This is a genomic window from Methylomonas rivi (genome assembly GCF_024505165.1).
GTDB classification, from domain to species: Bacteria; Pseudomonadota; Gammaproteobacteria; order Methylococcales; family Methylomonadaceae; genus Methylomonas; species Methylomonas rivi.
Genome location: NZ_JANIBK010000066.1, coordinates 1 through 19,102, shown reverse-complemented (window position 1 = coordinate 19,102; position 19,102 = coordinate 1). Strand labels below are relative to the sequence as shown.

Here is a 19,102-nt window from a genome sequence, read left to right as displayed (position 1 = left end):
TCAAGCAAGCCGGCGGCCACGCCGCTTCCGGCCTGGAAAAGCCCCATGGATTTGCCGTCGGGGTATTCCGCGTGGAGGAAATGCTGGCGTACCAGTTCAAAGCCGGATTATCCAAGGCACTTGCTTTTATGCTGCAAGACCGGGAAGCCGGCGATGAGAAGGGGCTTTTATACCGCTCAGGCAATCCCGTTCAAGCCGATTTAAGTTTTTTTTCCTGGGAAGACGACATTCCGTTTAACGGCCGGCTTTGGCATCTATCCGTTTATCCCACGCCGGACTATTTGGTTGCCAACCGTTCGTTACTGGCCTGGATGGTGTTGGCCGGCGGCTTGGTTATGGCCAGTTTGTTACAGGCCTTGTTGCTGACGATAACCGGGCGCACGTCTATCGTGCAGCGCCAAGTTCATGAGCAAACCCAACATCTGCAACGCGAAAGCGAAAAAAACCTGGCCTTGTTGCATAATGCCAGCGACGGCATCCATATCCTCGATTTAAACGGCAATATCATCGAGGCCAGCGATTCCTTTTGCGCGATGCTAGGCTACCGGCGCGATGAAGTCTTGGGTATGCACGTATCCGAATGGGACGCCGGATTTAGCGATCCGGCGGAACTAATGCGCGTTTTCAGACGCCAATTCGAGGCCCCGGTGCGCAGCCAGTTCGAAACCCGCCACCGGCGCAAGGACGGCGGCATCTTCGATGTCGAGGTCAGCGGATTTCCGCTGCGGATGCAGGACCGGCAAGTGCTGTTCAATTCTTCGCGCGATATTTCGGCACGCAAACAAGCCGAAGCGGAGCTGCGCATCGCCGCCATTGCCTTCGAGTCCCAGGAAGGCATATTGGTCACCGATGCCGGCGGCGACATTCTCAGGGTAAACCATGCCTTCAGCCGCATAACCGGCTTTGCCGCCGCGGAAGTAATCGGCAAAAACCCGAGATTACTAAACTCGGGCAAACATGACGCCGACTTCTACCAAGCAATGTGGGCAAATCTGCATGACACCGGTTCGTGGGCGGGCGAAATTTGGAACCGGCGGAAAAACGGCGAAGTCTACCCGGAAAAACTGACCATCACCGCGGTAAAGGATGCCGGCGGCAATATTACCAATTACGTTGCCACGCTGACCGACATTACCCTGACCAAGGCCGCCGCGGATAAGATCGAGCAACTCGCATACTACGACCCTTTAACCCATCTAGCCAATCGCCGGCTGTTACTGGACAGACTGCAGCAAGCCTTAATTTCCTCCGCGCGCAGCGGGCGGGAAGGCGCGCTTTTATTTATCGACCTGGACAATTTCAAGCAGATCAACGATACGCTCGGGCACGACATAGGCGACTTACTGCTGCGGGAAGTGGCGGAACGCCTGAAGGCCTGCGTGCGAGAAGGCGATACCGTGGCTCGCCTGGGCGGCGACGAATTCGTGGTGATGCTGGAAGACCTGAGCGAGCAGAGTCTGGAAGCCGTGGCGCAAACCGAACTGGTGGCCAACAAAATCCTCTCGGCCTTCAACCGGGTTTACATGCTGGATAAACATGAATACCGCAACACCTCCAGCATAGGCATCACCTTATTCGACCGGCAGAATAAACAGCAAACCGCGGATGCGATTCTGAAACAGGCCGACATCGCCTTGTATCAAGCCAAAAAAGCCGGCCGTAATACCTTGCGTTTCTTCGACCCCATCATGCAAACCAGCCTGAACCAGCGGGTTGCGCTGGAAAAGTCGTTGCGGCAAGCGATAGAGCAACAACAATTCCATTTGTATTACCAAATCCAGACCCATCATTTGGGCCATGCCTTGGGAGCGGAAGCTCTGATCCGTTGGCGGCACCCGGAAAAAGGCTTGATCGAGCCCGCCCATTTCATCCCAATGGCGGAAGAGACCGGCCTGATCCTGCCGATTGGGCAGTGGGTGCTGGAAACGGCATGCGCCCAACTCAAGGCATGGCAACCGAATACGCTGACCCGCAATCTGGCGATTTCCATCAACGTCAGCCCCAAGCAATTTCATCAGCCCGCTTTCGTTTCCATGGTCCAGTCCGCCATACGCCGCCATGCCGTCGACCCCGCCCTGCTGAAACTGGAACTGACCGAAAGCATACTGCTTGAAAGTATCGAACACACGGTGTCCACCATGAATGCATTGAAAGACGCCGGTATCGGCATATCGCTGGACGACTTCGGCACCGGCTATTCCTGCCTGCAATACCTCAAGCGCTTGCCGCTGACGCAGTTGAAGATAGACCGCTCGTTTGTGCGCGACATTGCCGCCGACGCCAACGACAGAGCCATCGTACGCACCATTATTGCAATGGCGCAAAGCTTGGAGCTGAACATTATCGCCGAAGGGGTGGAAACGGAAGACCAGCGGCAAATCCTGCTAAGAAAAGGCTGCACCAACTACCAGGGCTATCTGTTCGGCAAACCCTTGCCGCATGACCAGTTCGAATTGTTGTTAAGCCGTTTCCCGGCAAACGGCAAGGCTCAAGCTTAAGCGTTCGGCCATGGCGTTCGCGATCCGGGAACAGCGCATGACTATCCCCGCGCTTTCAGCATAATTTGCCAACCCAACCCTTTAAGTTACCCAATATGTCCGCACTCGCTTATTCAGCCATAGCTCCCTTGATCCCGGCCGCCGGCGGGCGGATTTACATCGGCTACAGCGGCGGCATCGATTCGCATGTGCTGCTGCATCTGTGCGCCGGCCAAGCCGATTTGCAACCGCGCCTTACCGCCGTCCACATCCATCATGGCTTGCAAGCGCAGGCGGACAGTTGGGCGGAACACTGCCGCCGGCAGGCCGCTATCTTGGGAACCGGGTTTTTGCGCATCCATGTCGACGCCCGAGCCGCCAACGGCGAAAGTCCGGAAGCCGCCGCCCGACAGGCCCGCTACAGTGCCTTAATGGAATTAATCCAGCCGGACGATTTGCTGCTATTTGCCCAGCACAGGGAAGACCAGATGGAAACCGTGCTGCTACAACTGTTTCGCGGCGCCGGCATCCAGGGTTTGGCCGCCATGCCGCTTGCAGCGCCCTTCGGGGACGGCACCCTGGCAAGACCGCTGCTGCACACCGCCAAATCGGCCATCCGGGAATACGCCCGCGTCCACGGGTTGAATTGGATAGAAGACCCCAGCAATCAAAACAGCGATTTCGACCGCAATTTTCTGCGCAATGAAGTGGTGCCGCTGTTAAAGCGGCGCTGGCCGTCACTGGACAAAACCGTAGCGCGCAGCGCCCGGCATTGCGGGGAAGCCGCGGCCCTTTTAAACGCCTGGAGCGAACCGCGCCTCGGCCGGCTGCTGAATCCCGCCGGCAACGGCCTGAACCTGGACGGGCTGCAGTCCCTGGAGGACGCGGCAATCAACGGGCTGTTACGGCAATGGTTCGGCTCGCTGGGCTTAAAACCGCCCAGCCAGGCTTTGCTGGAAACCGTCAGGCAACAATTTCTGCACACCGGCGCCAACGCCAGCCCTCGCTTGGCCATCCAAGGCCGCGTCCTCAAGAAATACCGGCAAACGCTGTATTGCCTGACCGAGCAATCCTTTAACCCGCTGCCGGAACCGCTGAACTGGCCCGCCAATACCAACAGCATCCGCCTGCCCGACGGTAGCGTTTTGTCCTTAACGGCCGCCGGCTCGGGTATCGGCCAAGCGCTTTGGCATAATAGCCGCATTACATTAAAGCCCCGTAGCGGCGGGGAAAAACTCAAGCTGCCCAACCGGGCAGGCCGCCACGATTTAAAAAAACTGTTTCAGGAAGCCGGCATCCCGCCCTGGGAAAGATCCAGCCGGCCGTTGATTTATCTGAATGGCAGACTGGCCGGCGTAGCGGGTTTATGGGTAGACGAGTGGGCCTGGACGCAAATTGACGCCGGCTGCTATCGGATCGCTTGGCAACCGCCGCAAAGCGTGTGATGATTGCAATCAGGCAATATTGGGAGGCGAACGATGGAATTAATTCATTCCGCAATCATCGGCATGATGATTGTGATACCGACAATCCTGATCTACAAAAAAGCCGGCCTTAATCCGCTATGGGCGGCACTGGTATTCGTACCTATTGCGGGCCTGCTGGCGGTATTTATGCAGCTGTGTTTCCAGCGCTGGCCCAACAACAAGCGGGAGGATTAACCATGGCCCTGTTTTTTATTTTATTACCGGCTTATATCCTGTTTTGCCTGTGGCTGGGTTACCGGATTTTGCAAAAAGCCGGTTTCGACGGCCGCTGGACCCTGGTTTTGCTGGTTCCCGTGGTGAATATCATCATGATTTGGATTTTCGCCTTCAGCCGTTGGCCCAATTTGAAACCGGGCATCGAACAGGATTTATGAGCGATAAAAGCGTCATCGGACTGCCGGCCATTCTCGTTCCGGTGATATTTTTTATCGTCTTCGATAGCATCGCCCTGGCACTTAATTTCTGGATTTCCGACCAACTGGAAAAAAGCGCGGTAGCGATCAATCTCGCGGGAAGGCAGCGCATGTTGACGCAACGCATGGCCAAATCCTTGCTGATGCTGCAAATGGCCGAAAACGCTAGCGACAAAAAAACCGCATTCGCGGAGTTTTTCCACACCGTCGAGTTGTTCGACCAAACCCTCGCCGGCTTTATCCATGGCGGCATGACCCTGGGCGGCGACGGCAAACCGTTGCTTCTACCGCCGGCCCAAGCCCCAAACGCGGCCCCGATCATCGCCGCCGCCGCGCAACTATGGCTCACCGTCCGGCAAGCCTTATCGTCCGCCCTCGTTTCCGGCGGCGAGGATGGTAGCTTCAAACCGGCCCTGCGGGCAGTTCAGGCCCATAACCTCAAACTCATGGACCTGATGAACGACCTCACCACCGCGCTGGAACAACATGCGACCCGGGAGGTTTTTTTCCTCAGAACCTTGCAAGCCAGCCTGTTGATACTAGCGTTGCTGAACTTCGCCCTGGTTTGCAAACGCTTGTTGAAACAAATCGGGCAATCGCAGAATAATTTGCAAGCCCTGCGAAACATCATCGATTCGATAGAAACGGGCGTGCTTCTGTATGACGGCAACCGGGTGATTCGTTCGGCCAACAAGACGGCCGGGCAATTGTTCGGTTACGAAACCTCCACGTTAATCGGCATGCCGTTAAACCGGCTGATTGTCCCCGAACGGGGACGGACCTTGGGCATCAAACGCGACAACAGCCGCTTCGTCGCCAAAATCAATACCCAAACTCTGTTCGAAATGAATCAGCAAATCGCTTTATGCACCATCGCGGATGTCAGCGAACAGGAGCAAAAAGAAAATGAGCTGAGGCAAATGGCCTTTTACGATGCGCTCACCGGCCTGCCCAACCGGATTTTGCTGATGGAGCGCTTGCAGCAGGAGCTGCTGCGCGGCAAGCGCGAGTCCAAATTTCTGGTAGTGATGTTCGCCGACCTGGACGGCTTCAAGTCCGTCAACGATAACCTCGGCCACGCGGCCGGCGACATCTTGTTGCAACACGTCGGCCGGCTTTTCCAGCAGTGTTGCCGCGAGATCGACACCGTCGCCCGTTATGGCGGCGACGAGTTTGTGTTCATCCTGACCGGCTTGCAAGACCGGGCGGCGGCCAGGCAAACCGCTAACAACATCATCGACTGCATCCGCCGGGCCTTGCTGGAGAATCCCCATACAACCGGCATCGGCACCAGTATCGGCATAGCCCTTTACCCCAGCGATCGTTCGGAAGCGGCATTGCTGATTAAAGCCGCCGACGAGGCGATGTATCTGGCCAAGCAACAAGGCAAAAACCGTTTTGCCTTCGCTTCCGAATTGCACTAAAAATCTTCCTCGGGGTTTTCCGGGCGCTCGCGGCCGGCCCGCTCCCGTCAAGCCGCAATTAAAAAGGCATTCCCATCGCAAAACTGCTAAAATCGGCGACTTTTCCGACCCCTTGCTATTCGCTAAACAGGGCGCATAACATTCATGACAAAATTCATCTTTATCACCGGCGGCGTGGTGTCATCCTTGGGAAAAGGCATCGCCGCTTCCTCCTTGGCGGCGATTCTCGAAGACCGCGGCCTCAAAGTCACCATCACCAAGCTGGACCCTTACATCAACGTCGACCCCGGCACCATGAGCCCGTTTCAGCACGGCGAAGTGTTCGTCACCGAAGACGGCGCCGAAACCGACCTGGACTTGGGCCATTACGAACGGTTTTTAAAAACCACCATGGCCAAGAAAAACAACTTCACCACCGGCCAGGTTTACGAACAGGTGTTGCGCAACGAACGCAAGGGCGAATATCTGGGCGCCACCGTGCAGGTGATTCCGCACATCACCGACGAAATCAAGCGCCGGGTGTTTGCCAGCGCCGAAGGCAAGGACGTGGCGCTGATCGAAGTCGGCGGCACCGTCGGCGACATCGAGTCGCTGCCCTTCCTGGAATCCATCCGCCAGATGGGCGTGGAGCTGGGCCACGACCGGGCCTTGTTCATCCATTTGACCCTGGTGCCCTACATCAAATCGGCCGGCGAACTGAAAACCAAGCCCACCCAGCATTCGGTCAAGGAATTGCGCACCATCGGCATTCAGCCGGACATTTTGATTTGCCGCTCCGAACAGCCGATTCCGGCCAGCGAACGCAAAAAGATTGCCCTGTTCACCAACGTCAACGAAAAAGCCGTCATTTCCGCCATCGACGCCGACACGATTTACCGGATTCCGCTGCTGCTGCGCGAACAAGGGCTGGACGACATCGTGGTGGCGCAATTGCGCCTGGACGTGCCGCCGGCGGACCTGACTTCCTGGGAAAAAGTGGTGGACGGCCTGACCCATCCGACCGACGAAGTCAATATCGCCATCGTCGGCAAATACGTCGACCACACCGATGCTTACAAATCGTTGAACGAAGCCTTGATTCATGCCGGCATCCACACCCGGCATAAGGTGCAGATCACCTACATCGATTCCGAAACCATCGAAGCCGAAGGCACGTCGCAATTGAAGGATGTCGACGCAATTCTGGTACCGGGCGGTTTCGGCGAGCGTGGCGTGGAAGGTAAAATCTCCACCGTGCGCTTCGCCCGCGAAAACAAAATTCCTTATCTGGGGATTTGTTTAGGCATGCAGTCGGCGGTGATCGAGTTCGCCCGTAACGTCGTCGGCCTGGAAGGCGCGCACAGCACCGAATTTTTACCGAAAAGCCCGCATCCGGTGATCGGCTTGATCACCGAATGGATGGACGAAGCCGGCGAAGTGGTGACGCGCGACGAAGACTCCGACTTGGGCGGCACCATGCGCCTGGGCGCGCAAAAATGCCGCTTGAAATCCGATTCGCTGGCCTTCGAACTGTATCAAAAAGATGTCATCACCGAACGCCATCGCCACCGCTACGAATTCAACAACCAATATCTAAAGCAACTGGAAGCCGCCGGCATGCGCTTTTCCGGCAAATCGCTGGACGGCCGCCTGGTGGAAATCGTGGAACTGCCGGATCACCCCTGGTTTCTGGCTTGCCAATTCCACCCGGAATTTACCTCGACGCCGCGTAACGGCCATGCGCTGTTCTCCGGTTTCGTCGAAGCCGCCGCCAAACACAAAAAACAAGGTAATTCATGAAACTATGTCATTTTGAAGCAGGACTGGACCAGCCGTTTTTCCTGATCGCCGGCACTTGCGTGATCGAAAGCGAACAAATGTCGCTGGACACCGCCGGCACTTTAAAGGAAATCGCCGACCAGCTGAACATTCCCTTTATCTACAAATCCTCGTTCGACAAAGCCAACCGCTCGTCGATGAGCAGCTTTCGCGGCCTGGGGCTGGAAACCGGTTTAAAGATTCTGGAAAAGGTCAAACAACAAATCGGCGTGCCGGTACTGACCGACGTGCACGAAGATACGCCGTTGGCGGAAGTCGCCAGCGTGGTGGATGTGATGCAGACCCCGGCTTTTCTATGCCGGCAAACCAATTTCATCCAAAGCGTGGCGTCCCATGGCATTCCGGTCAATATCAAAAAGGGTCAGTTCATGGCGCCCTGGGATATGGGCAATGTCGTCGCCAAAGCCAAGGCCACCGGCAATGAGCAGATCATGGTTTGCGAGCGCGGCGTCTCGTTTGGCTATAATAATCTGGTGTCCGACATGCGTTCTTTGGCGGTGATGCGCGATACCGGTTGTCCCGTAGTATTCGATGCCACCCACTCCGTGCAATTGCCGGGCGGACAAGGCAATTGTTCCGGCGGCCAGCGCGAACACGTGCCGGTACTGGCCCGTGCCGCCGTAGCGGTCGGCATTGCCGGCTTGTTCATGGAATCGCACCCGAAACCGGACGAAGCACTCAGCGACGGCCCCAACTCCTGGCCCTTGCACCGCATGAAAGAATTACTGGAAATGTTAGTCACCATAGACCGGGCTGTTAAATCCAGCAGCTTTATTGAAACCACTTTATAAACACTTGAAAATCAAACCAAAGGCAAGCTAATGGCAAGAATAGTAGATGTAAAAGCAAGAGAAGTTTTGGATTCGCGCGGCAACCCTACCGTTGAAGCGGAAGTGTATTTGTCCTCCGGCATCGTCGGCAGCGCCATGGTGCCATCCGGCGCCTCCACCGGCGAACGCGAAGCCATCGAATTGCGCGACGGCGACAAATCCCGCTACTTGGGTAAAGGCGTGTTGAACGCGGTTAACTTCGTCAACACCGAGATTCGCGATGCCGTGATCGGTATGGATGCCGACAACCAAGCCGCGCTAGACCAAAAAATGATAGACCTGGACGGCACCGCCAGCAAAAGCCGTTTGGGCGCTAACGCCATATTGGGCGTTTCCATGGCCGCCGCCCGCGCCGCAGCGCAGGAAGCCGGCGTACCGCTGTATAAATTCCTGAACAAATCCGGCGAATTCATCATGCCGGTGCCGATGATGAACATCATCAACGGCGGTTCGCACGCGGACAATAGCGTCGACCTGCAAGAGTTCATGATTCTGCCTGTAGGCGCACCGACTTTCCGCGAAGCCATCCGCTACGGCGCGGAAGTGTTCCATAACCTGGCCAAAGTATTGAAAAGCCGCGGTCTGGCGACGACTGTCGGCGACGAAGGTGGTTTCGCGCCTAACTTGTCTTCCAACGAGGAAGCCATCGAAGTCATCCTGGAAGCCATCGAGAAAGCCGGCTATAAAGCGGGCGAAGACATTTACCTGGGCATGGACGCGGCCGCTTCCGAGTATTTCAAAGACGGCAAATACGTCTTGGCCGCCGAAGGCCGCAGCTTCGACTCCGCGGAAATGATCGACTTCCTGGCGGCTTGGGTGGATAAATACCCGATCATCTCCATCGAAGACGGCCTGGACGAAAACGACTGGGACGGCTGGAAACTGCAAACCGAAAAACTGGGCGGCAAAATCCAATTGGTCGGCGACGACTTGTTCGTGACCAACCCTGCCATCCTGAAAGAAGGCATCGATAAAGGCATCGCCAACTCGATTCTGATCAAGGTCAACCAAATCGGCACCCTGACCGAAACCTTGGCCGCTATCGATATGGCGGGCGCGGCGGGTTACAGCGCGGTGGTTTCACACCGTTCCGGCGAAACCGAAGACACCACCATTGCCGATTTGGTCGTCGCTACCGGTACCGGCCAAATCAAAACCGGTTCCTTGAGCCGTTCCGACCGCGTCGCCAAATACAACCGTCTGATGAAAATCGAAGACGAGCTGGGCGACAAAGCCAAATACGCCGGTCGTAGCGCGTTCAAAATGCTGAAATAAAAAGCGTAGGTTGGGTTTACCCTAAGGGCATAAAAGGCGCTAGCCGTAACCCAACACGTCGACTGCTATGTTGGGTTACGTCCTTCGCTACCGCTCTGGACTAACCCAACCTACCCATTTGAGAAGCCGTCATTAAACACATCATCATCCTCATCATCGCCCTGATTATCCACTTCCAGTACCGGTTGTGGCTGGGCGACGCCAGCGTTTCGCAAATCAACACCTACCGGCAGCAGCTGGATGAGTTGAACAAGGAAGCGCAGGAGAAAAAGGACCGCAACGATGCGCTGTATGCCGAGGTGCTGGATTTGCGCCGCGGTTTGGAAACCATAGAAGAACGCGCCCGTTACGATCTGGGCATGATCAAGGAAAACGAAACCTTTTTTCAAGTGCTTGAATAGCCATTTGAGATATTTCGTTTGAAGAAATTTAACAAGCTTAGGTTATTATTGGTGATCCCAGCCTGTCTGATGTTGGCTGCAGTAGCTGGAATATTTATGATTAGTTTCGACCACAAAAGTAACGTAGCCGAAGCAATTCTTTTTGATACAAAAGATGACGCTCTACGCGACAAAATACTCTTATCCGCAATAACTACCCATTTCCCAATTGGTTCCGATTTTAAAAACGTTCGATCATTTGTTGAAAAGCTAGACGGCCACTGTGAAAACCGTACAACTGGATCAGTTGATTGCTCGATAGGCCTTACTGCAACTATTTGTGTATCAACAACTCTTCATATTTTGGCAAATGTTTCTGCTGACGGGACAATATCGAATATCTCTGCCGAATCGAGATTTATGGCATGCTAAAAGTGCATGCAACATAGATAACAATAAAATCTAAAGTTCGTACTTCTAATGAATGAGTTAAGAAGAAAATCAACTCAATGCTGGGCCGTGGTGCCCGCGGCCGGCGTCGGCACACGCATGCAGGCCGACCGCCCCAAACAATATCTGCCGCTGGCCGGCAAAACCGTCATCGAACACACCCTGACCCGCTTATTGCAATCCGGCGCCTTTCAGGCCGTGGCCGTGGCGATTTCGCTTGAAGACCCTTACTGGCCGGAACTGGACATATCAAAACATCCTAACGTGATTACCGCCCCCGGCGGCAAGGAACGCGCGGACTCGGTGCTGTCCGCGTTGAAAGCCCTGCAAGGCAAGGCCGATGAAAACGACTGGGTACTCGTGCACGATGCCGCCCGCCCCTGTTTGACAGCCGAAGACATTCATCGGCAAATCGATACTTTAAAAGACGACGCAGTGGGCGGGATTCTGGCGTTGTCTTCGCATGACACCCTGAAACACGTGGACGGCAACAGCATCACCGCTACCGTCGACCGCAAACACATCTGGCGAGCGCTGACGCCGCAGATGTTCAAATACGGCATGCTGCGCGACGCCCTGCAGCAAACCGAAGGCAACCCGGCCATCACCGACGAAGCCAGCGCGCTGGAATTGCTGGGCTTTCAGCCGAAAATCGTCGAAGGCCGCCCGGACAACATCAAAATCACCCGCCCGGAAGATCTGGCCCTGGCGCAATTTTATATGGAGCAACAAGCATGATACGCGTAGGACAAGGATACGACGTACACCGTTTCAACGACGGCGACCGCATCATTTTGGGCGGCGTCACCATCCCCTACGAAAAAGGCCTGGAAGCCCATTCCGACGGCGACGTGGTGTTGCATGCCCTGGCCGACGCCATCCTCGGCGCGGCGGCGCTGGGCGACATCGGCAAACATTTTCCGGATACCGACCCCAATTTCAAGGGCGCCGACAGCCGGGTATTGCTGCGCCATGTCTATAAAATCGTGCAGGAAAAAGGCTACAAATTGGTCAACGCCGACGTCACCATCATCGCCCAGGCGCCGAAAATGCTGCCGTACATCGACGCCATGCGCGCCAACATCGCCGCCGACCTGCAAGTCGATATCGACTTCATCAACGTCAAAGCCACCACCACCGAAAAGCTGGGTTTCGAGGGCAGGAAGGAAGGCATAGCCGTGCAGGCGGCGGTGCTGATCGAGAAATAAGCGTGCCGGAATCGACTTTGCCGGAATGGCCTTACGCCTACGGCGGCCCATCCGGATCCGGCAACATCAAAGCCGAACCCGAAGATTTCGTCGTCGAGGAAAGTCTGTCTTTCGAACCGGAAGGCAGCGGTGAACATGTATTCCTGTATATCGAAAAAATCGGCGAAAACACCGAATACGTGGCCCGACTGTTGGCGAGACATGCCGGCGTCCGGCAGCGCGACATCGGTTATGCCGGCCTGAAAGACCGCCACGGCCGCACCCGGCAATGGTTCAGCGTCTGGCTGCCCGGCCAGGCCGACCCCGACTGGTCGCCGTTGGAAACCGGCAATCTGAAAATTCTGCAAAGCATACGCCATCCGCGCAAGCTCAAGCGCGGCGTACTGTCCGGCAACCGCTTCAGTTTGCGCATCCGCAACCGGCAAGGCGACCGCGACATAACCGAGCAACAACTGCGGCAAATCCAAACCCTGGGCTTTCCGAATTATTTCGGCGAGCAGCGTTTCGGCCACCAGGGCCGCAATATCGACAAAGCCTTGGCGATGTTCGCCGGCGTCCGGGTCAAACCCGAGCAACGCTCGCTTTACCTGTCCGCCGCGCGTTCGTATTTGTTTAATCTGATGCTGGCGGAGCGGGTCAAGCAGCAAATCTGGCTACGCGTGTTAGCCGGCGATGTGTGTAAATTACAAGGCAGCAATAGCCAGTTTGTGGCGGAAACGCCGGATCAGACCCTGCAACAGCGCATGGCTAGCGGCGATATTTCCGCAACCGCCGCGCTGTGGGGCAAAGGCCTTAACCCCGCCGGCGGCGAAGTGGCTTTATTGGAAAATACCGTCATTGCCGGCCAACCGGCATTGGCGGAAGGTTTATCGAAAGCCGGCCTAGAACTGGACCGCCGCGCCCTGCGCGTAATCCCGGAAAACCTGAGCTGGCAATGGACGGACGACAGCTTGCTACTGGATTTCAACTTGCCCGCCGGCAGTTATGCCACCGCTTTATTGCGCGAGCTGGTTCAGACGCCGGCTTAGGTGCGCTCATTTATCGAACAGGAGATACAGCCTGCGTAGGGCGTATTAGCGATAGCGTAATGTGCCGAATGATTAAAAGCCAACAGGCACAATACGGTTGCGCCTTACGGCCTTGCCGTAGCCTGGATGCAGCGAAGCGGAATCCGGGGATTGCAGGTCAAAGCCACCCGGATTCCATTGCATTTCATCCAGGCTACGCCAGCTGGGATTTTTCGGCGTTTCCCGCCGTAAGAAGTAAGTTGGATGCCGGGTTAGGGTTTTCGCCCGACCCGGCCTTTCAGACTTGATGTTTTTATAGTATTAAAACGGGGAGGACGGGTTTACAAAAAACCGTCCTGTTCTGGAAAAAACCGTTTATGGCAATCCACCAACTCAACCATCGGTTATTTGTCTGGCGCTTTCCGCCGTATTGCACCCAAAACGCCTAAGCCCGACAACATCAGAAAAAACGCATTCGGCAAAGGCACGGCGGCCGTGAATACCAGATTATCCATTGCATAAAATCCATAACCGTCGCCAGTGTAGTTAAATGCCACATGCCGAATATTAGGAAAAGCAATGGAGGCCGGCGTTATATCGTATGGTCCCGGCAGGTTTAGGTCGCTGTATACGAAGCCTAATTTGTTACCGGCAACGTCGTATGCGGTCAAGGTGACGGATTCGTCTTCTGATTTTAGCGGCGGCGGATTGTGCCCGGTGTCCACGCCTTGCAACTCAACGCTACTAACGTCGAAGCTAAAGCTTATCAAGATGCCGTTATCGCCCACTTTTATTTCACTGAGCGGAGAGGTAATTATCTGCCGATCGGCGACAGCAACCGTGCCGAGCTCCGTTATTCCAAGACCCGCTTTGATAACATCGCCGATTATTTCGGGCAGTGTATTCCCGGCAGGAAAAGGCCCAAGCAACGGATAGGAATTTGCGATCGAATGCAAGCTAACGCCCAAATTCAAATACCGCTCGGTTATATTACCGACAGACGAATCCTCGAAATCGATGGTAGTTGCCGACGCATACCGTATTGAAAATAGAAAAACCCCGATGTAGCAAAACGTCTTTGATGATAATTTCATAAAATGAATCCGTGGCACCAGTTTATGCTCCAGCCTTTGTTAATGTTGGCAGATGGAAACAAGGTAAAGCGGAAGCCTTACCTTGCTTTATCTCCCAGTGTAAGGTCTAACAACAGACTATCAAGGCTGCGGATGCTGTTCCAGGTTGGCGTCGACGATTTCCTGATGCACGCTGAATACTTCATCGGAATTGGGGTCGACGGCTACCCGCAGCCAATGCACATCGTCGGCGCCGAAGGTTTCCACCCGGGTGGCGTTTTCGATGCGGCGCTTGCTGATAGTGCCCAACATGGGTTTATCGACGCGGTAGTAATGGGAGTCGCCATGTACCAGCGCCACCGGCTTTTTGAATTCGACGGTTTCCCGTTCCAGATCGGCGATAATTTCTTCGAAGCCCTTGCGGCCGCTACTGCCTTTCGCCAATTCAAAACCGAGGTTGGCCTGGAACATCAACAATACCCCGCGAGCGTTTTCCGCCTTGGCTTTGGCGAAGGTTTCCGCGATCCAGGCTTGGGCGGCGGCAATACGGCGATCCACCTCGGCATCGTCATCCGCCGTGCGGGTGGCAAAAGGCGCCAGACCGTTGTTGCTGCCGACGATATGCACTGCGGCGAACATCACATGCTGTTCCATCCAGCGGGTGTTTTCGACGAACTCGGCATGCGCGGGATCATGTGCCTGCGTCTCGATTCGCAGGGTTTTTTGGCCCAGGGTTCGGCCGGGCACCGGGTAAAACAGTTCGCGTAACTTATCCAGACGCTCCAAAGGCAGGTAAGCGCCGTTATTGGCGCGATGGCAATCGGTCCATTCGTTGTCGCCGGGGGTCAGAATAAATGGCTTTTTAAAGGCGGAAAAACGTTGCAACCGGTCCAGGAACAGTTCATCGGAACATAAGCTCGAGCCGTTTTTTATGTCGCCGGCATGCATTACCCATTTCAGTTGTTTGTCGGCATTGATTTCGGCAATCACGTTATCGAGCTTCCAGTAGTCGGCTTCGTTGTAAGGCACGTCGCCGATCAAGGCGAATTCGAATTTGCCATAGCCCTTGGCGTGACGATGCCCGTCATCGGCCGGAGCGGGCTGCGCAAAAAAGGCGCCGCACAAAGCAACGGTTCCCAAGATTTCCAGAGCGTTCTTTTTCATATTCCTGTCCTGTCGATTAAAAGAAACGGCCGCGTGGGCCGGCTAAACAGCCTCAGTGTGCCGCCGGCAAATGACAGGAGAATGAAGAATCGGTTACGGTTTTGGGACACGCAACGGGTGAGCGCGTCTCATCGGCATTCCATTCAGGGTGAACCGCTCGAACCTTATTTAATGCGAATGCTGATGGCCCATTTGGGCCTGCACTTTAATCACAAAGGGATCGGTTTCCTTGTCGCCCAGGTCGGCATAGTCGATGATCTCGTAACTGTCCGCCGACGTAGGCTGCCAGGGCGATTGACCGAGGGGGTAGGCTGTTACCAGTTCGGTGCGTTCGGAAAAGTCGCCATGCCGGCGCTCGATCAGACTCGGCAAAGCCAGATCCATGCGCATCACGATATGCCATTCAGTGCCGTCCACGTTGCCTTGATATTCCCGTAGCGGGTAGCCGTCGCTCCATTCGATGCCGCCGGCAGTCAGTTGCTCCAGCAGTTTGGGATCCAGCATCAGCGACAATTTTTGCCAGGATGGTTCTGCCTGCAGCATTTTCAAATCATCCTGCTGAAATTCGATGGCGCGCCGGTCGGCATGATAAAGCTTGCGATGAATCAGGGCTTGTCCATCCAATTGCCACAATTCGCCTATTCCTAGTTGCGGCCGTTCCGTGACGATTTGCTGTTTGCCGCGCCACAGCCGCCATTCGACCGTTTCCGCTTCGGCATGATGTTCCTCGGTGGATGTTTCATGTTCGTCGCCATCACGACTGGTGACGAATTCCGCCGCCACGGCCGGCAAGCTGACAGAGACCGGATCGATGATTTTCACATCGGCCCGGCGTTGCGCGGGCGTGCCGCAAGCGGTTAAGGTCATGCACACAGCCAGGGCAGCCAGTGTAATTAAGATGCGGTTCATTCGATTGGGCATGGATAACATACATTCAGAAGTAGGCCGGAATACCCAATGGGCACAAGTAAGCGCAGCGTTTCCGGCGGGTTGAGGCGTTTTTGCCGGAAACGCTGCGCTTATTCCGGCCTACGACAACAAACCGGGGACGCATGCGTCCCCGGTTCAGCTCTATTTCGGTTCCGGCATGGAACCGCAAACCTTTACTTGCGCATACCCAGCGCGTCGGCCATCACGTGATAGATCACGTTTTGTTCCAGGGTACCGCGCACCAGATAAGCGCCGGGGCCGTCCGCATAGATAGCCACATCTTCGCCGGCGTGGGTTTCGGAGCCCATGGGCACGGTGGCTTCCTGCATGTAATTGGGGTTACCGGTATCGACATTGGTCAAATCCGGGCGCAATTTGCCGCCGTCATAATTAACGGCAACCGTGCCTTCATCGGCTGGGTTGAATTCCTTGCGCTGCATGCCACCCGTCCAGCCAGGACCATTGGCATAGGACAGTGTGGTGTAAGGCAGGCCCAGCGAATCCTTGGCGTTGACGCCGCCCACGGCTGTTTTACCCAGAATCGGGTTGCCGCGCGACGGATAACCGGCGATGGTGAACACATGGCTATGATCGGCGGTGACCAGAATCAGAGTGTCTTTATCGTTGGTCAATGCCTTGGCTGCTTTCACTGCGTCGGACATCGCAACGGTATCGGTCAAGGCCCGGTAGGCATTACCGGCGTGGTGGGCGTGGTCGATACGGCCGGCTTCCACCATCAGGTAAAAACCTTTACGGTTCTTTTGCAGAATTTTGATGGCTTTTTCGGTCATCTCGGCCAAGGAAGGCTCGCCGGCCGCATCCGCCGGACGATCGGCTTCGTAGCGCATGTGCGAACGCTCGAACAAACCCAGCAAATGGTCGGTGTGTTTCGGGTCGACGGCGTCGAAGCCCGCCTGATTCCAGACATACTCGGAATTGTTGTATTGCGAGGTCCATTCCAGGGTCAGGTCGCGGCCGTCGGCGCGGCGGCCTTTTTGAGTAGGATATTCCGGGTCGTTCATGTCGTTAGGCATGAAGTAGCTACGGCCGCCGCCCAACGCGACTTCCAGGCCGTCGCCGTAAGGAAATTCCAGCAACTGGCGGGCGATGTCCTTGACGGTAGCGCCGGCCGGCAGATTGCTGTCGGCTTCCCAATCGCGATTGGAGATGTGCGCGTAGTTCACGGCCGGGGTGGCGTGGGTAAAGCGGGCGGTGGTGACGACGCCGGTGGACATGCCGCGATCCTCGGCGCGTTCCAGAATGGTTTTGACGCTTTTGGCGGCGGTGACTTCCGCGCTAGGCTCGGTACGGTTGATGCTTTGCTCGACCGAAATGGCGCCGTCGTTGGTTTTGATCCCGGCCACCATGGCGGTGGCGGTCGGCGCCGAATCCGAGGTTTGCTGATTGGCGCTGGCGGTAACCGAAAGCGCCAGATTGTTGAATTTTTCGAAACTTAGACGGTTGAACTCGCCGTCGCGGCCGTCCATTTGGCCTTCCAGAATCCGCGCCGCGGTCACGGTGGATACGCCCATGCCGTCGCCGACGAACAGAATCACATTTTTGGCTTTGCGCAAGGCATCTACATCTTTTTTGTTCACCAATACGGCGGTTTCGCCGGCCTGGAACCATTCCGCGCCGGAAGTCGGCACCTGTGCCGCCACCACGGGTTGGTGGCGGCCGGAATGGCGATGGCCTTGATGGTAATGGTGGTCTTCCGCCAAGGCGCCGACCGACACGGTAAAGCTGAGTGCGCCGACGGCCATGGCCAAGGCTGTCAATTTATGCGGTTGCTGGTGTTTCATTTACGGCCCCCCTGAGAGCAAAATAATGAAGCTCTAAAATAGCGCCGGAATGTGAAATTTTAATGACAAGCCGCCATGCTTTCTCGGCTTGCAAAGGTCGACCGGCCAAGGCTTAACCCGGGTTACCGGATCAACTGGTTCATCTCGAAAATCGGCAGCAAAATCGCCAAGACGATGGTCAGCACCAGCAAGCCCATGGTTAAAATCAGCGCCGGCTCGAACAAGCCCATGGTCAATTCGGTCAGGTCCTGCATGTCGCGTTCCTGGTCGTCGGCGGCGCTTTCCAGCATGCGCGGCAACTGGCCGCTGGCCTCGCCGCTGGCGACCAGATGTATGGTCACCGGCGGAAACAGTCGGCTGGTTTCCAGGGCCTTGTTCAGGCTCTGCCCCTCACGCACTCGCAGTGCGGCGGTTTCCACGGCTTTGCGCATGGCATCGTTGGCCAATACCTGGCTGGAAATTCTCAGCGCCACCAGTAATTCCACGCCACTGTTGGTCAAAATCGCCAGCGTGCGGGTGAAGCGGGCGTTGTTGATGCCGCGGGAAAACCTGGACACCATCGGCATGCTCAGCAGCCAGCGGTGAAACAACATGCGCGGTTTATCCCGCCGTAATACCAGCTTGGCCGCCAAACCGGCCAGCGCGGCCAGCACCACCAGCAGCAAGCCGTAGCGTTGGAAAAACGTGCTGCAGGCGATCAAACCCTGGGTAATGCCGGGCAGTTCCTGGCCCATTTTGTCGAACACCCCGGTGATTTCCGGCACCACGTAAGTCAGCAAACCGATCACCACCAGCAGCGACACCCCGGTCAGCAGCAGCGGATAAATCATCGCCATTTGCAATTTACGGTGCAACTGGCCCTTGTCGCTTAAATAATCCGCCAGTTTTTCCAGTACCTGATCCAGCTTGCCGGAGGATTCGCCGGCCTCGATGGTGGCCCGGTACAAGGGCGGAAAGGTGCTGGGAAACCACTGGCAGGCCTGGGCCAGACTCTGGCCTTCCAATACCCGGCTTCTGACCGCCAGCAAAATCCGCCGCGCCTTGGCCGACTCCAGTTGCCGGGCCACGATGGCCAGGGCTTCGTCGATGGCCAGACCGGATTTCAGCAAGGCCGCCAGCTGCCGGGTGATATGCGCCAAGGCTCGCATGCCTATGCGTTGTTGCCAGAGTACCGAGCCGCCGCCGGCTTCTTTTTTTTGCACTTCCTTGACCTCCAGCAAGGTCAAGCCCTGGGCCTTGAGTTGCTGGCGGGCGGTTTTGGCGGTATCGCTTTCCAGGGTGCCTTTGAGAGAGCGTCCCTGCTTGTCGATTGCTTGGTACTCAAAGGCGGGCATGCTTTACCTCCCAGGATAACCGGCGGGACT

Annotated in this window: 18 protein-coding genes; 13 read left to right on the top strand and 5 right to left on the bottom strand. The window is 56.1% G+C overall.

What is annotated here, in order from left to right; all coding sequences use genetic code 11:
* The 13 genes from NP596_RS12705 to truD form a co-directional block, all read left to right on the top strand.
* Positions 1-2,498: putative bifunctional diguanylate cyclase/phosphodiesterase (locus tag NP596_RS12705; RefSeq protein WP_256615735.1), on the top strand; the 2,498-nt coding region annotated here is incomplete at its 5' end.
* 95 nt (positions 2,499-2,593) lie between these two features.
* On the top strand, positions 2,594-3,922 hold the full coding sequence (tilS, locus tag NP596_RS12700; protein WP_256615734.1) for a tRNA lysidine(34) synthetase TilS: 1,329 nt from the start codon (positions 2,594-2,596) through the stop codon (positions 3,920-3,922).
* 33 nt (positions 3,923-3,955) lie between these two features.
* Entirely contained in the window at positions 3,956-4,138 is a 183-nt protein-coding gene (locus NP596_RS12695; RefSeq protein WP_256615733.1) for a hypothetical protein, read from the top strand.
* Between the two features lie 2 nt (positions 4,139-4,140).
* Positions 4,141-4,338: a hypothetical protein gene (locus NP596_RS12690; protein WP_256615732.1), complete on the top strand. Its 198-nt coding sequence runs from the start codon at positions 4,141-4,143 to the stop codon at positions 4,336-4,338.
* Positions 4,335-5,801: a diguanylate cyclase domain-containing protein gene (locus tag NP596_RS12685; RefSeq protein ID WP_256615731.1), complete on the top strand. Its 1,467-nt coding sequence runs from the start codon at positions 4,335-4,337 to the stop codon at positions 5,799-5,801. The genes NP596_RS12690 and NP596_RS12685 overlap by 4 nt, the downstream gene beginning before the upstream one ends.
* A gap of 144 nt (positions 5,802-5,945) precedes the next feature.
* Entirely contained in the window at positions 5,946-7,580 is a 1,635-nt protein-coding gene (gene pyrG / locus NP596_RS12680) for a CTP synthase (protein ID WP_256615730.1), read from the top strand.
* Positions 7,577-8,410, top strand: a complete 834-nt coding sequence (kdsA, locus tag NP596_RS12675; protein WP_256615729.1) for a 3-deoxy-8-phosphooctulonate synthase — start codon at positions 7,577-7,579, stop codon at positions 8,408-8,410. The genes pyrG and kdsA overlap by 4 nt, the downstream gene beginning before the upstream one ends.
* 30 nt (positions 8,411-8,440) lie before the next feature.
* Positions 8,441-9,724: a phosphopyruvate hydratase gene (eno, locus tag NP596_RS12670; RefSeq protein ID WP_256615728.1), complete on the top strand. Its 1,284-nt coding sequence runs from the start codon at positions 8,441-8,443 to the stop codon at positions 9,722-9,724.
* Between the two features lie 131 nt (positions 9,725-9,855).
* Positions 9,856-10,125 (top strand): septum formation initiator family protein, encoded by a 270-nt coding sequence (locus NP596_RS12665; RefSeq protein ID WP_256615736.1) that lies wholly within the window; start codon positions 9,856-9,858, stop codon positions 10,123-10,125.
* 18 nt (positions 10,126-10,143) lie between these two features.
* Complete coding sequence (locus tag NP596_RS12660) at positions 10,144-10,536, top strand: hypothetical protein (protein WP_256615727.1); 393 nt, start codon at positions 10,144-10,146, stop codon at positions 10,534-10,536.
* A gap of 48 nt (positions 10,537-10,584) precedes the next feature.
* A complete protein-coding gene (ispD, locus tag NP596_RS12655) occupies positions 10,585-11,292 on the top strand; it encodes a 2-C-methyl-D-erythritol 4-phosphate cytidylyltransferase (RefSeq protein WP_256615726.1) in 708 nt (235 codons plus the stop codon).
* On the top strand, positions 11,289-11,762 hold the full coding sequence (gene ispF / locus NP596_RS12650) for a 2-C-methyl-D-erythritol 2,4-cyclodiphosphate synthase (protein ID WP_256615725.1): 474 nt from the start codon (positions 11,289-11,291) through the stop codon (positions 11,760-11,762). Before ispD ends, ispF begins: the two co-directional genes overlap by 4 nt.
* Positions 11,763-11,764: 2 nt before the next feature.
* On the top strand, positions 11,765-12,790 hold the full coding sequence (truD, locus tag NP596_RS12645) for a tRNA pseudouridine(13) synthase TruD (protein WP_256615724.1): 1,026 nt from the start codon (positions 11,765-11,767) through the stop codon (positions 12,788-12,790).
* Positions 12,791-13,173: 383 nt separating this feature from the next.
* On the opposite strand, the gene NP596_RS12640 is transcribed toward truD, so the two are convergent.
* The 5 genes from NP596_RS12640 to gspF all read right to left on the bottom strand — a co-directional run bounded on the left by NP596_RS12640 (position 13,174) and on the right by gspF (position 19,072).
* Positions 13,174-13,863 carry a VPLPA-CTERM sorting domain-containing protein gene (locus NP596_RS12640; RefSeq protein ID WP_256615723.1) on the bottom strand — a complete coding sequence of 230 codons (690 nt, stop codon included), beginning with the start codon at positions 13,861-13,863 and terminating at the stop codon, positions 13,174-13,176.
* A 120-nt stretch (positions 13,864-13,983) separates the two neighbouring features.
* Positions 13,984-15,006: a metallophosphoesterase gene (locus NP596_RS12635; protein ID WP_256615722.1), complete on the bottom strand. Its 1,023-nt coding sequence runs from the start codon at positions 15,004-15,006 to the stop codon at positions 13,984-13,986.
* Between the two features lie 168 nt (positions 15,007-15,174).
* Positions 15,175-15,915 carry a hypothetical protein gene (locus NP596_RS12630; RefSeq protein WP_256615721.1) on the bottom strand — a complete coding sequence of 247 codons (741 nt, stop codon included), beginning with the start codon at positions 15,913-15,915 and terminating at the stop codon, positions 15,175-15,177.
* 194 nt (positions 15,916-16,109) lie between these two features.
* Positions 16,110-17,738: an alkaline phosphatase family protein gene (locus NP596_RS12625; protein WP_256615720.1), complete on the bottom strand. Its 1,629-nt coding sequence runs from the start codon at positions 17,736-17,738 to the stop codon at positions 16,110-16,112.
* Between the two features lie 122 nt (positions 17,739-17,860).
* On the bottom strand, positions 17,861-19,072 hold the full coding sequence (gspF, locus tag NP596_RS12620; protein ID WP_256615719.1) for a type II secretion system inner membrane protein GspF: 1,212 nt from the start codon (positions 19,070-19,072) through the stop codon (positions 17,861-17,863).
* Between the last annotated feature and the right edge of the window lie 30 nt (positions 19,073-19,102).